The 15,432-nt window shown below is 68.1% G+C and carries 10 protein-coding genes; all 10 read left to right on the top strand.

Translation table 11 applies throughout. From position 1 onward, the window contains the following. The first annotated feature begins 11 nt into the window (after positions 1 to 11). The 10 genes from OJA40_RS06455 to sov all read left to right on the top strand — a co-directional run bounded on the left by OJA40_RS06455 (position 12) and on the right by sov (position 15,390). Positions 12 to 644 carry a trimeric intracellular cation channel family protein gene (locus OJA40_RS06455; RefSeq protein WP_263809593.1) on the top strand — a complete coding sequence of 211 codons (633 nt, stop codon included), beginning with the start codon at positions 12 to 14 and terminating at the stop codon, positions 642 to 644. A 152-nt stretch (positions 645 to 796) separates the two neighbouring features. Continuing rightward, complete coding sequence (locus OJA40_RS06450; protein ID WP_263809594.1) at positions 797 to 1,480, top strand: thymidine kinase; 684 nt, start codon at positions 797 to 799, stop codon at positions 1,478 to 1,480. Between the two features lie 121 nt (positions 1,481 to 1,601). Next, positions 1,602 to 1,805 carry a hypothetical protein gene (locus OJA40_RS06445; RefSeq protein ID WP_208427207.1) on the top strand — a complete coding sequence of 68 codons (204 nt, stop codon included), beginning with the start codon at positions 1,602 to 1,604 and terminating at the stop codon, positions 1,803 to 1,805. Positions 1,806 to 1,859: 54 nt separating this feature from the next. After that, positions 1,860 to 2,336 carry an RDD family protein gene (locus tag OJA40_RS06440; RefSeq protein WP_263793111.1) on the top strand — a complete coding sequence of 159 codons (477 nt, stop codon included), beginning with the start codon at positions 1,860 to 1,862 and terminating at the stop codon, positions 2,334 to 2,336. Between the two features lie 176 nt (positions 2,337 to 2,512). Then, positions 2,513 to 4,678 (top strand): DNA polymerase III subunit gamma/tau, encoded by a 2,166-nt coding sequence (gene dnaX / locus OJA40_RS06435; RefSeq protein WP_263810147.1) that lies wholly within the window; start codon positions 2,513 to 2,515, stop codon positions 4,676 to 4,678. 166 nt (positions 4,679 to 4,844) lie between these two features. Beyond that, positions 4,845 to 5,189: a YbaB/EbfC family nucleoid-associated protein gene (locus tag OJA40_RS06430; protein ID WP_263793113.1), complete on the top strand. Its 345-nt coding sequence runs from the start codon at positions 4,845 to 4,847 to the stop codon at positions 5,187 to 5,189. 95 nt (positions 5,190 to 5,284) lie between these two features. After that, a complete protein-coding gene (locus OJA40_RS06425; RefSeq protein ID WP_208427535.1) occupies positions 5,285 to 5,998 on the top strand; it encodes a recombination mediator RecR in 714 nt (237 codons plus the stop codon). Positions 5,999 to 6,064: 66 nt separating this feature from the next. Next, complete coding sequence (locus OJA40_RS06420) at positions 6,065 to 7,267, top strand: saccharopine dehydrogenase family protein (protein ID WP_208427536.1); 1,203 nt, start codon at positions 6,065 to 6,067, stop codon at positions 7,265 to 7,267. 307 nt (positions 7,268 to 7,574) lie between these two features. Further along, positions 7,575 to 7,799, top strand: a complete 225-nt coding sequence (locus OJA40_RS06415; RefSeq protein ID WP_263810145.1) for a hypothetical protein — start codon at positions 7,575 to 7,577, stop codon at positions 7,797 to 7,799. A 19-nt stretch (positions 7,800 to 7,818) separates the two neighbouring features. After that, entirely contained in the window at positions 7,819 to 15,390 is a 7,572-nt protein-coding gene (sov, locus tag OJA40_RS06410; protein ID WP_263810144.1) for a T9SS outer membrane translocon Sov/SprA, read from the top strand. Positions 15,391 to 15,432: the final 42 nt, after the last annotated feature.

The raw sequence follows: 15,432 nt of genomic DNA, 5'->3' as shown, positions 1-15,432 counted from the left end.
CGCTGCGCCCAATGCCCGTTTCCCCCGGCACCGTTCTGTACGTCCTGGACCTATTCGGCACGGCGGTCTTTGCGGTGTCCGGGGCGCTGGCGGCCGGCCGGCGCCGGATGGACCTGTTTGGGGCCCTGGTAATTGCGGCGGTGACGGCCGTCGGGGGCGGCACGATTCGCGACTTGATCCTGGACCGACATCCGGTTTTCTGGATCCAGGACCTGCGGTACCTCGCGGTGATCGGGGGGGCGGGCGGCCTTACCTTCGCCTACACGTCGGTCTTCCGGCCCCCCCGGCAGTCGCTGGAGGTGGCCGACGCGTTTGGGCTCGCGGTGTTCTCGGTGGTGGGGGCCCGTGTTGCGCTCGGGGTGGGCGCCCCGCCGGTCGTGGTCGTGATTATGAGTGCCGTCACGGCCACGGTGGGCGGGATGGTGCGAGACGTGCTCTGCGACGAAACCCCTCTCATTCTGCGGGAGGAGATCTACGCGACGGCGGCCCTGTCCGGGGGCGTGCTCTATCTGGGCCTGCGGGCCGCGGCCCTTCCGGAGGCGGCGGTGGCGGGCCTCACGATCGTCGCGGTGTCGGCCGTGCGCCTGGCCGCGCTGCGGTGGGGGGTGCACCTTCCTTCGTTCCGGGTGGAAGAGGCCGGGTAGCTGCGCGCCTGGACACGCACGGCCCCGGCCCGTCCCGAGTCCCCACAGGCCGACCTTCCCCGCTTCCATACAAAACCGGTGTGGACTTCCTCCCGGACGTGCGGTTACCTTGCAACGTCTGCGTCCGTCCCCGCACCGTGCACCCCCTGTTCATGTCCGCCCTGGAGCCCCACATCGTGGACCGCGACCGCACCACCGGCTGGATGGAGGTCATCTGCGGGTCGATGTTCAGCGGCAAGACCGAGGAGCTGATTCGTCGGCTGCGCCGGGCCCGCATTGCTCGTCAGCACACCCGCGTCTTCAAGCCGGCCCTCGACGAGCGCTACAGCGAAGACGAGGTGGTGTCCCACAACGAGAATTCCGTGACCACCACGCCGGTGGAGGCGCCCCCGCAGATCCAAGAGCTGGTGCAGGAGGCGGACGTCGTGGGCATCGACGAGGCGCAGTTCTTCGGCGACGACCTCGTGCCGACGTGTCAGGCACTGGCCGACGACGGGCACCGTGTGATCGTGGTGGGGCTCGACACGGACTACCGCGCAGAGCCGTTCGACCCGATGCCCCAGCTCATGGCGGTGGCCGAGCACGTGACCAAGCTACACGCCGTCTGCGTGGTCTGTGGGGCGCCGGCCAACCACTCCCAGCGCATTGTGCCGGGCGAAGACCGGGTGCTGGTCGGGGCCACGGAGGCCTACGAGCCGCGGTGCCGGGCGTGCTTCGAGCCGGAGCCGGTGACGGTGACCCGGCCCCGGCCGCACACCGAGGCGCTACGGGAAGTGTCGGAGGAGGGGGAGGCCGCGGTGGCCGACAGAGACTCTGAGGCGACAGTGAACAGCTAGGTCGTGCGGTGGTGGGCGGCTCTGCGTCCGCTTTTGCCGGAACAGCAGGTGCCCCAACACTTCGGAGTTGGGGGCGTACACAAGCATCCGAAGGAATGCGGACGAGATGCACCCCAGAATTATGACCGAGTCTCGGACTTCTCCGGTGAATCCTCGTCGCCGCCGTACGCCCCAGCGCACCCCACAGCGGTCCCCGCAGCGCTCGCCCCAGCGGCAGCCCAAGCAGCCGCCCAAGGTGCCGAGCCCGACGCGCCGCGAACCGTCGACCCCGGACCCGCAGCGCCGGGACCCGAACTCCCCGGATCCGTCGTCGAACGCGGCGTAGACGCCACGGGCCGTGACCGGACCCGTTCCCTTTTTCTAAACACGCGCGCCCCTCATGAACGGGTCTTCCGCAGACGCCTCCTCGCCGTCGCAACACGAGCGGTTCGTTGCGGCCCTCCTCGACGGCATCATTGCGACGGGGCTGACCGCCCTGTTTGGGGGCGCCCCCCTGCTGGGCGGGCTCGTGGGCGGGCTGTACCTGGTCGCCCGGGATGGATTCGAGGTCGGGCCGCTGCGCTTCCGGTCGCCGGGAAAGTACGTAATGGGGCTCGACCTCGTGCGCCTCGACGGGGCCCCGGTCTCCCTCGAAACGTCGGTCCAGCGCAACTGGATGCTGGGGCTCAGCTCCGTCGCGGGGGCGTTCATTGTCGTCCCCATCGTCGGCGGGGCCCTGGCGTCGTTCCTGTCGCTCGCGGGGCTTGGGCTCATCCTGTTTGAGATCTACAACGTCTTCGCCGACCCCGTCGGCCGGCGCTGGGGCGACCGGCTGGGCAACACCAAGGTCGTGGCCGCCGGCGACGGGCTGGTGTAAGAGGTGTAAGAGGGGGCGCGGCGGGCAAGTGGGCTGCGTGCGCGTCGAGGCACCATTGACTTCCCCGAGGCGGTGCCGGTATATTGAGCGAGACGCCCCCGCGTTCTCGTCGTCCCCTGGCCGACGACCGGTGCCAGCTCTCCCTCCACCCTTCTCTCATCCGTCCCCGCGTTCACATGGACGAACAGCGATACCTGGTTACGGCGCGCAAGTATCGGCCGTCGCTTTTTACGGAGGTCGTTGCGCAGGAGCACGTCACCGAGACGCTCAAGAATGCGATCCGGATGGAGCGGCTCGCACACGCCTATCTGTTCAGCGGCCCACGGGGGGTGGGGAAGACCACGGCGGCCCGCATCCTGGCGAAGGCCATCAACTGCGAGACCCCGCGGGCGGAGCGCGAGGACGGCGCCGAGCCGTGCTGCGAGTGCGACTCGTGCGAATCGTTCGAGGCGGGCCGCAGCCTCAACGTCTTCGAGATGGACGCGGCCTCCAACAACAAGGTCGACGACATCCGCGAGCTGCGCGAGAAGGTCCGGATCCCGCCGCAGGGCGACCAGAAGAAGGTCTACATCCTCGACGAGGTGCACATGCTGTCGAAGCAGGCGTTCAACGCCCTGCTGAAGACGCTGGAGGAGCCGCCCGCCCACGCCCTCTTCATCTTCGCCACCACCGAGCCGCACAAGGTGCTGCCCACCATCCTGTCGCGGTGCCAGCGGTTCGACTTCCGCCGCATTCCGGTGCCGGAGATCGTCCGGCGCCTGCGCGAGATCTGTGAGACGGAGGGCGTGGAGGCCGACGAGGAGAGCCTCATGCTGCTGGCACGCAAGGGCAACGGGGCGCTCCGCGACGCCCTCTCGGCGTTCGACCAGGCCCTCTCGCTCTGCGGGGCCACGCTGGAGTACGGGGAGCTGACCCAGGCCCTGGGCGTGGTGGACCAGGACCTGTACTTTCGCCTTACCGACCACGTCGCCGCGCAGGACACGGCGGGGATGATTGAGCTCGTGCGCCACGTGGTGCGCAGCGGGTACGACCTGCAGGAGATGCTGGTGGGACTGGCCGAGCACCTGCGCAATCTGCTGGTGGCCCACTCGCTGGGCGGGGAGGCGCTGGAAGAGGTTGCGGAGTCGACCCGCACCCGCTACGCCGACGCGGCCGAGCGCTTCGACGAGGCCGACCTGCTGCGCCTGCTCACCCTGGCCGCGGACACGGAGGACGACATCAAACAGAGCCCGCAGCCGCGCCTCACGCTGGAGACGACGCTTCTCAAGATGGCGCAGCTTCGCCGCTCGGCTGACCTCCGGGCGGTGCTCGAAAAGATCGACCGACTGGAACAGATGGCCGAGGACGGCGACCTCCCCGAGGCCGTGCCGGGCGACGGGGCGACCGCGTCCGAAACGGCGTCGTCCCCGCCGCCCCCCTCCGAGTCTGAGAAGTCTGAGACCCCAGAGACGGGCGGGGCGGCCGGACGAGAGGCGCCCCCCGACGCGGCCGCCGAGCCCCGCCCCGGCTACGGGCCCGAGTCCACGGCCCCGACGACTGCGCCGACTGCGCCGGAGGACGCCCCCTCAACGAAAGACCCACCGCGCGACTCGAAGAACGAGACGCCCGACGGGGCGCCGACCGACGTCGTGGACGATGCAGGGGACGAGACGCTGAGTGCATCGGACGAGGACGACGCCCCAAACGACGGCGCTTCGGACGCCGACGAGGAGGGCCCCGACGACGAGGACGAGCCGCCGTCCCCGGATGCCCCCCGCGACGGGGCGGACGCATCGGGGGCGGATCCGTCCGTTGGGTACAACGACCTGTTTGGCGCCCCGGCGCTGGGGGACGAAGAATCGTCGGAGGGCGGGTCGGCATCCGGCACCCCGGACGCTCGCGCGTCCGAGTCGGTGTCGACATCGGACGGGTCGGACGCGTCGGCCGCCGCGGTGGCGGAGCCGGCCGTGGCGGCGGGGGCCGACGCCGACGGGGTGGCCACCGAGTGGCCCCAGGTTGTGCAGTCCGTCAAGGACACCCACATCAGCCTCGGCTCCCTGCTGGGCGAGGCCGAGCCCGTCGAGTACGTCGACGGCACGCTCACCGTCGCCGTCCCCCGGGCCCTCCACCGCGACACCCTGCGTGACCGGCGGCGCGTGCTGTTGCGCCACGTCACCGACACGGTGGCCCCTGCCGTTGACGACCTGCGGTTCGTCGTCGAGGACACGAGCGACGCGGCCGTCGCCGACGCCGACACGTCGGACGAGCCCCTCAGCCCCCGTGAACAGCTGAGCCAGCTCCGTGACACCTACTCGGCACTCGACGTGCTCTTCAGCGAGTTTGGGGCCGAGCCGGTATGGTAGCGGCCCGGCGGCCCCCCTCGGCCCGCACCGTGGGCGTCGTTTCCAGTCAGGGATCGGTTCCGCCCGCCGTCCGTTGCACCCCTTTGTACGAACCCGGAGCCATTCCCGCTTCCGGTGAACGACCCACCCTCCCCACGAGTCTTCGAATTAAGACCACCCCCCAGTTATGGCTAACCCAGGAGGAATGAACATGCAGGACATGTTCGGGAAGATGATGGAGATGCAGGAAAAGATGAACGCCGCGCAGGACGAGCTCGCGGACAAGACGGTGACCGCGGAGGCCGGCGGCGGCATGGTGACAGTGACCGCCAACGGCGCGCAGGAAATCACGGGCATCGAAATTGACCCGGAGGCCGTCGACCCGGACGACCTGGAGTTGTTGGAGGACCTCGTCATCGCGGGCGTCAACAAGGCCCTCGAAGACGCGTCCGACATGGCACAAGAGGAGATGAAGGATTCCATGGGCGGCATGCTGCCACAGGGCATGGACCTCAGCCAGCTCGGCCTCTAGGCGGTTGCGAACGGCGGGCTGGGGGGGCCGCGTGACCCCGGGACATTCCGCCGTTTGCGCTTAAACCTCGACATTCGAAACGCGAGATTGTCGCGATGCAGTACACCTCGGAGTCCGTCGAAACCCTTGTGGAGCAGTTCACGAAGCTGCCCACGATCGGGAAGAAGACGGCGCGGCGACTGGCCAACTACGTCCTGAAGATGCCCCAGGAGGAGGTTGAGACCATCGCGAACGCGTTGACGTCCGTGAAGGAGGACGTGCAACGCTGTTCGACGTGCTACGTCGTGGCGGATCAGGATCCGTGTCCCATCTGTGGCTCAGACAAGCGGGACGCCACGACGATTTGTGTCGTGGAGGAGTCGAGCGACCTGACCGCCATCGAGCAGACCAACGAGTACCGGGGCGTGTACCACGTGCTCGGCGGGGTCATTTCGCCGCTCGACGGCGTGGGCCCCGACGACCTCCGGGTGCACGAGCTGGCCACCCGCATCGACCCGTCCTTCGAAGACACGGCGGCCGATGCGGCTCCGGCGCCCAACACCACGCCTGACGGCGAAGCGGACGCCGGGGCGCCCCCCTCGGAAAATGGCGGGGCGGACGAGGCGGAGTCGGGGGTCGACGAGGTGATTCTCGCCGTCAATCCCAACGTTGAGGGCGACACGACGGCCTACTACATCTCCCAGCTCCTTGAGCCGTTCGACGTTCGCGTCACGCGCATCGCGCGAGGGCTGCCCATCGGTGGGGATCTGGAGTACGCCGACGAGGCGACCCTCTCGCGGGCGCTCGAGGGACGCGGGCACGTCGACTAGTGCCGCTGGGCCTGCCCGACGCGTTCGCTTCGCCCGGACCCTCCCAACCCGACGACTGCACTGCACATGACGATTACGGTTCTCGGTGCCGGATCGATTGGAGCCCCCGTTGTCCGCGAGCTGTGCGCCCGAAGCGGAGAGGTGGAACAGGTTCAGGTCTGTGACACCCGGTCGCAGGCGCTCGAACGCCTCCACGAACAGGTCGACGCCGACCAGTTTCTCCGCTCCTTCCAGGTCGACGTGCGCGACACCAGCGTGCTGTCCCAGATTGTGCAGGGCAGCGACTGTGTCATCAGCTGCGTGCCGGCGGAGTTCAACCCCGCGCTCGCAGAGCTGTGCCTCGACGCGGGGGTCCACTTCTGTGACCTCGGGGGGGACGACACCCTCGTGGGCAAAGAGCTGGCCCTCGACGAGCAGGCCCGCGAGAAGGGCGTCTGGATCGTCCCCAACTGCGGGCTGGCCCCCGGCCTCGTGAACGTCGTGTGTCTCCACGGCATTGATCAGCTTGACCGGGCCGAGGCGGCACATCTGCGGGTGGGCGACGTCCCGCTGCACCCGGAGCCCCCCTTCAATTTTCGCATCTCGTGGTCGGCCGAGCGCATCCTCGCGGACTATACAAACCCGGCGCAGTTGATTGAAAACGGGCAGGTCGTGGAGGCGGACGCCCTTTCCCGCGAGGAGGAAATTCAGTTCGAGAAGCCCTTCGGTACGATGGAGGCCTTCTGCACGCAGGGCGGGCTCTCCACCCTCACCGACACGCTGGCCGGGCGTGTGGAGGCCCTCGACCACAAGACGGTCCGGTGGCCGGGCCACGCCCATCAGATGCGCTTCGTGCTCGGGCTCGGGCTCGCCGAGGAGCGCAAGATCGGGGTGCGCACGCACCTGACCTACCGCGACCTCCTGGTGCGCCGCATGCGGAAGCGTCTCGGCGGCGACTACGAGGACGCGGTGCTCATGCGGGTCCTGCTACGGGGCGAGCAGGAGGGACGGCCCACGACACTCGTCTACGAGATGGTGGAGCAGTACGACGCGGAGACGGAGCAGACGGCCGTGATGCGCTGTACGGCCATCCCGACGGTCGTCTCGGCCCTCTTCCTGGCCCGCGAGGAAGCCGTCTCCACCGGGGGGGCCGACGTGCCGGAAAATGTGATCCCGCGCGCTCAGTTTCTGCAGAAAATCGCTGATCGTGGGCTTAACATTCAGACGGAGCGGCACGACGACTTCCGGGACGTCACCGCCAAGCGCCCCCTCGACGGCCAGCGGGCCTGACCGGCCGGCCACCACGAGCAGGGCACGGGGTTTGCGGCCTGCCCGCCCCCAGGCCGAACGAGTTGCTCTTGTGCTTGACGAAAAAAACGCCACATCTTACATTCGAGGTGAAGATCCGTTGGGGCGGCGCCTGGTCGCACACCCCTTGTCCGCTGCTCTCATTCCCAGACGCAACACCGCGCATCGGCAGGAACCGCTACAGACCCCCTCAAATACGCACCGGGGCCTCCGCCCATGCTAGGCCGGAGCACCGGTGCACGACGTAGCACCTCGGAGCGTTCCTGGACCCGTGCCGCTGATCTCACCAATGTTGCCGTCCCCGGCCCCCTGCGTGGGGCTGTTGGGAGAGGGACGTGTATTTGTGTCGACGGTGGCGCTGTTCCTGATTGGAAGCCTCGCCGGAGGGGGACCGCCGGCCCGAGCGCAGGAGGGGCCGCCGCCCGACACGACCGCCCCCGACACGACCGCCCCCGACACGACCCGCCGCCCCCCGGTCCTGCAGTTGGAGGGACCCCCCTCCTCCGAGAGATAGCACATCCCTCTCGGACCGAGTGGGCGGTGTTCCGCGAACTGAGGGAGGGGGCCTCTCGGCACCGTCCCCGTCCCCCGACACCGGCGTCGTCGGCCGGTACCTGCCGGCACGGCGCAGGCAGGCGGTCCGCCTGTTTGGACGGGCGTCTCCGTTCCTGGGACCGCGTGCCCCCACGGCGGGGGCGCAATCCGTCACGCTCGACTCCACTCGGAACCGCTACGTCCTCACGGGCGACACGCGTCCCGGGGAGCGCGTGGGGATGGACGCAGACGCGTACCGGCAGGAGCGCTACCGTGCCAACCTGCGCGAGAACTGGCGCACGCTCACCGAGCAGCGCCAGCAGGGGGACGGACGCAGTGGGTTTGGGGTGAACATGGTGGTTCCGGGGGGGCGGGAGAGTGCCTTCTCCACCGTCTTCGGCAAGCCGCAGGTGGACCTTCGGGTGAACGGCCAGGCCGACATCAACGCCGGGTTCAAGTACCGAAAGAGCGACCAGCAGGTCAACGTGACGGGGAACGCCAGCCAGCTCAATCCCGACTTCAAGCAGGACCTGCGGCTCGGCATCACCGGGACGATCGGGGACAAGCTCCAGATCAACGTCGACTGGGACACGCAGAGTCAGTTTGACTACCAGAATCAGGTCAAGCTCGACTACACCGGCTACGAGGACGAGATCCTACAGAGCGTGGAGGCGGGCAACGTGTCCATGCAGACGCCGTCGCAGCTCATCAGTGGGGGGCAGAGCCTCTTCGGGATCAAGAGTGAGTTTCAGTTCGGCAACCTGAGCCTCACGACGATTGCGAGCCAGCAGGAGGGCCAGTCCAACAGCCTCAGCATTGAGGGGGGCGCGCAGGAGACGGAATTCGACCTCAAGCCCACGGACTACGACGAGAACCGGCACTTTTTTCTTGGCTACTACTTCCGCAACAACTGGAACCGCGCCCACGAGGACCCGACGACGATCCGGACGTTCGGGGGGTTCGACGAACTTACCGAGGTGGAGGTGTGGAAAATCACACAGCAGGTGGGAAGCCAGGCAAACACCCGGCAGGCGGTGGCGGTGGTCGACCTGGGGGAGCGCGCCCAACTGGTGAATCAGGCGAACGACTACACGGAGACCCTGCTGCCGGTCCCGGAGGAGGACCAGTACGGCGAGGCCGACCTGGCGGCCCTCCGGGACGGGGAGCAACGGGCCTCGTCCTACCTGAGCGACCCCGCCACCATGGAGCAGCCCCTGGACACCCAGCAGGACCTCCACGCGGGCGAGTTTAAGCGGCTTACGCGGGGGCAAGACTACCGGATCGACGGTCGGCTGGGCTTCCTGTCGCTCCAGCAGCGGCTCCGGCCCGACGAGGCCCTGGCGGTGGCGTTTCGGTACCGGACGACCGACGGCACCGTGCGCACGGTCGGGGACTTTACGCAGGGCGGAACCACGGGGGGCATCAACGCCGACCGCCTCGTGCTGAAGCTGCTCCGCCCCACCGATCCGGTCGCGCCCGGGCAGGACGGGACCGTGAGCCCGGCCGCCTGGTTCTTGCAGCTCCGCAACGTGTACGACCTCTCGGGGCGAGACTTCAATCCGGAGAATTTCGAGCTCGACGTCGAGTACCAGGCCTCCGGGCAGGGCGCGCGCACCACGCTGCCGGACGTGGCGGGGCAGACCACGCTGCTGCAGGTGCTCGGGCTGGACCGGGTGGACCAGAACGGCGCGCCCAACCCGGACGATCAGTTCGACTTTCTGCCGCAGACGATTAATGCGGACCGGGGGCTCCTCTACTTCCCCTACCTCCAGCCGTTCGGCGCGCGCATCCTGGACGCCGCGGCCCAGAACGGGAGTCGGGCGGCCGGGGAGTCCTTTGCGTTTGAGAACCTCTATACCAAGAAAAAGGCGAACGCCCGGAAGGAAGACACCCAGAAGAATGTCTACCGGATTCGGGGCTCGTACACCGGCGGGGCGCAACAATTTTATGACCTGGAGGCCTTTACGGGGCTCGTTGAGGGCTCGGTCGAGGTGACCTCAGGGGGGCAGACCCTGCAGGAGGGCGTCGACTACCGGGTGGACTACCAGGGCGGGACGGTCAACATCACCAACGAGTCGTACCTGACCGCCGGGCGGGACATCAAGATCGACTACGAGGAGAACAGCCTCACCAACATCCAGAAGAAAACCCTGCTCGGGGCGCGGGCCGACTGGTCGATGCGGGACCAGTTTTCGCTCGGGGCCACCGTCATGCGGCTCAGCCAGCAGTCGCCCGTCGACAAGTTTCGCATCGGGCAGGAGCCCATCCAGAACACCATCTGGGGCCTGAACGGCTCGATGGACCTGCAGCCGCAGTGGATTACGGAGGCGGTCGACGCCCTGCCGCTCGTGCAGACGCGGGCCGAAAGCCAGCTCTCGGTCTCCGGCGAGTTTGCGCAGCTCCGGCCCGGCCACACCACCACCGACGCGTACGAGCGGACCGTGGACCGGGTGGAAAACAGCGAGACGGACCAGTACGCGTCGGACGAGCGCAACGGGGTGTCTTACATCGACGACTTCGAGGGCTTCGAGAACACCTTCTCTCTCCGCGAGCAGCCGGGCGCTTGGCAGGTGAGCGCGGCGCCCGACTCGACGGCCGACGCCGCCCCGCTCGACGGCGAGGTGCCGGGGACCTACGAGGACAACCGGCAGCGCACCCACTGGCGGGGCCGCCTCGGGTGGTACCGGCTTAACGAAAACGTGCTGGAGTCCATCGGCACGGAGGACGGGGGGGAGGCCACCGAGCTCATCAACACCGAGGAGGTCTTCGTGGGACGCGATACGCAGGGCGAGGCGAATCCCACCCTCCGCACGCTCGACCTCCACTTCAATCCCTGGCAGCGCGGGCCCTACAACTACACGGAGGACCTGGTGGACTTCTTCCGGGAGCCGCGGAAGGTATGGGGGGGCATCACACGCTCGCTCCCGGAGGGCTACACCGACTTTTCGGTGCAGAACGTCGAGTTCGTCGAGTTCATCGTGAAGGTGTACCCGGCGAACGGCGAGGTCACCGACGGAGCGCGCCTGTTCGTCGACCTCGGGACGATCTCGGAGGACGTGGTGCCGAACCAGCGCATCGACATGGAGGACGGGCTCTCCCTCAGCTTCAACGAGGCGGACCTGGGGGACCTGAGCCGCATCCCCAACGCCGAGCCGGGCGGGGGGATTGACCTTCGGGGGCGCCGGACCCAGGACCTGGGGCTCGACGGGCTCGTCTCCTACACGGATGGGGCCTACGACGAGCGCCTGCTCGAACGCAGCTTCTATTCCGGCTTCGTGGCGTACGCGGACAGTCTGCAGGGCGCCATCGGGCAGCTCGGCCTGTCCACCGCGCAGCGGCAACGCCTGCGGGCCGAGATTGCACGGACCGCCGCGGACCCCTCGGCCGACGACTACCACTTCTACGAGAACGACCGCTTCTTCAACACCTCGGCGTTCTTCCCGGACGGGGCCTCGGTGCAGCAGCGCCTGAGCTGGTACCAGGCGGGCCACGAGCTCAACGGCTTTGAGTCGCAGAACGAACTGGCCGAGGACGCGAGCGTGAAGCGGGGCGTGTCCCGCTCCCCGGACCGGGAGGCCCTCGACGGGGTGAGCAGCCAGATCAACATCGACAACAACTACTTCCAGTACGCCGTCCCGCTCGACGAGCTCGACCAGCGCGCCGGGGCCGACCGCGGGCCGACCGATTACGTGGTGAGCCGGGTCGGGCAGGAAAAGGACTGGTACAAGGTGCGGATTCCGGTGCAGGAATTCACGCGCCAGGTGGGTGCCATCGAAAACTTTGACGACATCAAGTCCATCCGCCTGTGGACGACCGGGCACGAGGCGCCCGTGACGATGCGGTTTGCGTCCCTGGAGCTGGTGGGCAGCCAGTGGCGCGCCTCGGCGCCGGTGGCACAGCAGCCGGTGCAGGAGAACAGCGTCGTGGATGCGGGGACGGGCGAGCTTCGGGTGGCGAGCATCAACAACGAAGAGGACCTGAGCTACGAGCCGCCCGCCGGGGCGGTGGTGGGGCAGAACCGCACGTCCCGCGGCGTGCAGCAGCAAAACCGCGAGCAGGCCCTCCTGCTCAACGTGGATCAGCTGGCGCCCGGCCGGCAGCGGGGCGTCTTCAAAACATTCGGGCAGGGCCTCGACCTGCTCAAGTACTCGAACCTGCGGATGTACACCCACCTGCACGGGGCCTCAAGCAGCACGCAGGTGAAGGACCGGCTCCGCGAGCACCTGCGGCTGTTCGTCCGCCTGGGGGCCGGGGAGACGGGGGACTACTACGAGTATGAGCAGCCCCTCTCCCCGGGCGACGTGCCGATGGCGGACGGCTCCCAACCCCTGTGGCCGGAGGAGTTTGAAATGAACCTCGTCCTTGAACGACTCAATCGGCTCAAGCTTCTCCGGGACCAGAGCGGGGTCCCGACGGACACGTCGTTCTCGAGCGCCGACGTGAATTTGAACATCGGCGACTTTGCGCCGCCGGAGACGGTGCTTCGGGTGCGGGGCACCCCCTCCCTGCAGAACGTGAAAACAATCGTCGTCGGCGTGCGGCACGCGACGCCCCCCGAGGAGAACCCGCCGGTGCTGCAAAATTTCGAGGTCTGGCTGAATGAGCTGCGCGTGAGCGGGTTCGACGAGCAGAAGGGCTGGGCCGCCAACGCCAGCGCAAGCCTCGACCTCGCGGATTTTGCGTCCGTCGAGGGCAGTTTCCAGCGCCGGACGGACGGGTTTGGGGCGTTGTCCAGCACCCTGAGCGAGCGGGAGCAGTCCGACAACACGAGCTGGAACCTCCGCGCAAGCCTCAACGTCGACTCGTTCTTGCCCGAGGACCAGGGCTGGCGCATCCCGGTGACCATGCAGGTCCAGTCCAACCGGACGACCCCTCGCTTCGACCCCAACCGCGGCGACGTGGAGGTGCAGAGCGTGGTGCGGCAGTTCGACGCCGTCCCGGACAGTACGCTGGAGCGCCGCTACCGCAGCCAGTACGGGGCCCTCGGGGCGGGGGAGATTCGCCGTCGGTTGAAGGACAGTGTGCGCACGGCGGCCGAGACGCGCAGCCTGCGCCGCACGATGACGGCCGACATCTCGAAACAGGGGTCCGACTCGTGGTGGCTCCAGAAGACCGTCGACGGCCTCTCGCTGAGCTTCTCCTACCTCGACCAGTCGCGACGCAACCCGCAGCGCCAGCTCAACGACCGGTGGAGCTGGACGGGCGACCTGCAGTATCAACTCAGCTTCGGGCAGCCCCGGACCGTGGACCCCTTCGGCTTTCTCCCCGACGCGCCGGTGCTCGGCACGCTGGCGGGCCTCTCGTTCAACTATGTGCCCCGCTCGCTCTCGTTTTCGATGAGTGCGGAGCGGGAGGCGCAGACGACCCGAAGCCGCCCGTCGGGCGTCCGAAATACACGCAGCCAGCCCTATCGAATCGCCTATCCCCTCCGGGAGCAGCAGCAATTCGACCACCGCCGCAACTTTAGCCTCCAGTACGACCCCTTCGACTTTCTGAGCCTCAGCTTCGACACCAACACGCGCCAAAACTTTGATGACGCCGCCTCGCGGAACGAGACGAACGTTATCATCAACGGCGGAAGCGTCCGGGACACGGTGCTTACCGACATCGGCATTCCCCGCGACAGCACCGCGAATTTCTTTGATCGTCTGGGGGACTACGGACTGGCCGACCGCGGCCTCACCGCCGCCGACGAGGGGGAGACGGTGTTCTTTGAAAGCCGGCTGTTCCGGCGGTCGGAGCTCGACGTGTTTCGGGACCTGCTGGTCGGGCGGGTGAGCCCGCGCACGAACAACTACCAGCAGCGGTTTTCGGCCACTCTGAGCATGGGGTGGGCCGACCGGCCGTGGCTCAACTGGATCGACCTGCAGGACGTCTCCTACCAGTCGTCGTTTCAGTGGTCGAACGGGCCGGCGGAAAGCCTGCAGGGGGCCGGCGTGCGCAACTCCCTCACCCTGCGTACGGGAGCGACCCTGCGGCCCAACCGGGTGTGGGAGCGGTTTGGGTTCTTCGAGCGGCTAAAGGAGGCGCAGCGCGAGTCGGGCCGGGACGACCCGGAAGCCGGGGGCCGGTCCACCGGGGACAACGGAGACGACCGGGGGGATGACGACCGGGGGGATGACGACCGGGGGGACGACGACGGTGAGGCGTCGGAAGGGGATGGACTCGGGTGGGAAGACGTCCCCCTTCCCAGCCCGATGGGCATGCTGCGCGGGCTGGCCCTCATGGTGCTCGACATCAACGACTTCAGCGTGAACTACAACGGCGACTGGAGTGCCCGTTCCTCCAATGTGGGGCGCCTGAATTCGGACTCGACGGACGTCGAGGTGCACTACCGCCTGCTTGACGCGGTGCGCGGGGACGGGCCGTCCGTGGGCTACCGGCTCGGGCTCGACCGCTCCATCGGGGCCGAGAGGCGCGTGCTGGACTCCCGGTTCCAGGTGTCGGATGCCCTCAGCAACACCCACCGGCTGGAGGGGCGCACCGCCCTGAGCCCGAGCCCGTCCTTCCAGATCGACCTGAGCTGGAACGTGGAGTGGCGCACCCAGACCGACCGGACCTTCCAGGCACGCAATGGCGGCGGCGGAGCCGAAGGACAAGACGGGCCCTTCACGACCGAAAGCGGGGACAACTCCGCCTCGGTGTGGGGCTTCGGGTCCGTGGTGGCGCTGGTGGAGGAGCAGGCCCGTCGACTGCCGGCGGGCGGCAGTGGGGCGGGGGGGGTGCTCCCCGCCGCCGAGGTGCCCCTCACCAACGCCTCCGTCGCGGACGACTTCAAATCGGCCTACCTGACCGGCGGCGGCAGCGTGGGGGCCCACGGGTTCGCGCCGTTCCCCCTGCCCGGGTGGAACATCCGCTACTCGGGGGTGGCCGACTGGCCCCTGCTCGGCCGCATCGTGGAAAGTGCGTCGCTCCGGCACAGCTACAACGCGGAGTACCGGTCGAGCTACGCCACCGACACGCGCGCCGGCGAGGAGGTGGAGGCCCCGAACGGACAGACGTTTTTGAACCCGGAGTTCAAGGTGGGGTCGGCCCGCGTCAGTGAGCAGTTCCGGCCGCTCCTCGGCGTTAGCGTCACCTGGCCCGGCAACCTGGAGACGAGTGTGGAGTGGAGCCGCCAGACGGAGACGTACCTGCGCACGGCCAACCTGAAGGTGGAGGAAGTGCAGACGAATCAGTTGTCCGGAACCGTCTCCTACCGGAAGCAGGGAATGCGCATTCCCGTGCTCGGCCTCGGGCGCCTCGAAAACCAGATCCGGTTTTCGCTCACGGTCTCCCGCTCGGTGAACGACGAGCGGAGCTACAACCTGCGCGGGGCGCTCGCGGACGTTCAGGACGCGGGGGGATCGGTGGATCCGGCGCAGGTGACCGATCCGACCAACGACTACGTCCAGGTCCGGAAGCAGACGACCCGCATTCAGGTGACTCCCGAGCTGACCTACCGGCTCAGCGACCGGGTGACGGGGGAGCTGCTGGTCGAGTACGAGCGGTTCAACGGCGACAACCGGCAGCCCTCCTACACGCGGGTCAACGGGGGCTTCAACGTTAGCGTAAGCATCTCACAAAACTAGGTCGGGCGTTTCGAGTACAGGTTAGATCCGTAGTGTCCTCCC

It is taken from the genome of Salinibacter pepae, assembly GCF_947077775.1.
Lineage (GTDB): Bacteria > Bacteroidota > Rhodothermia > Rhodothermales > Salinibacteraceae > Salinibacter > Salinibacter pepae.
This window is presented reverse-complemented; position numbering and strand designations above follow the sequence as displayed.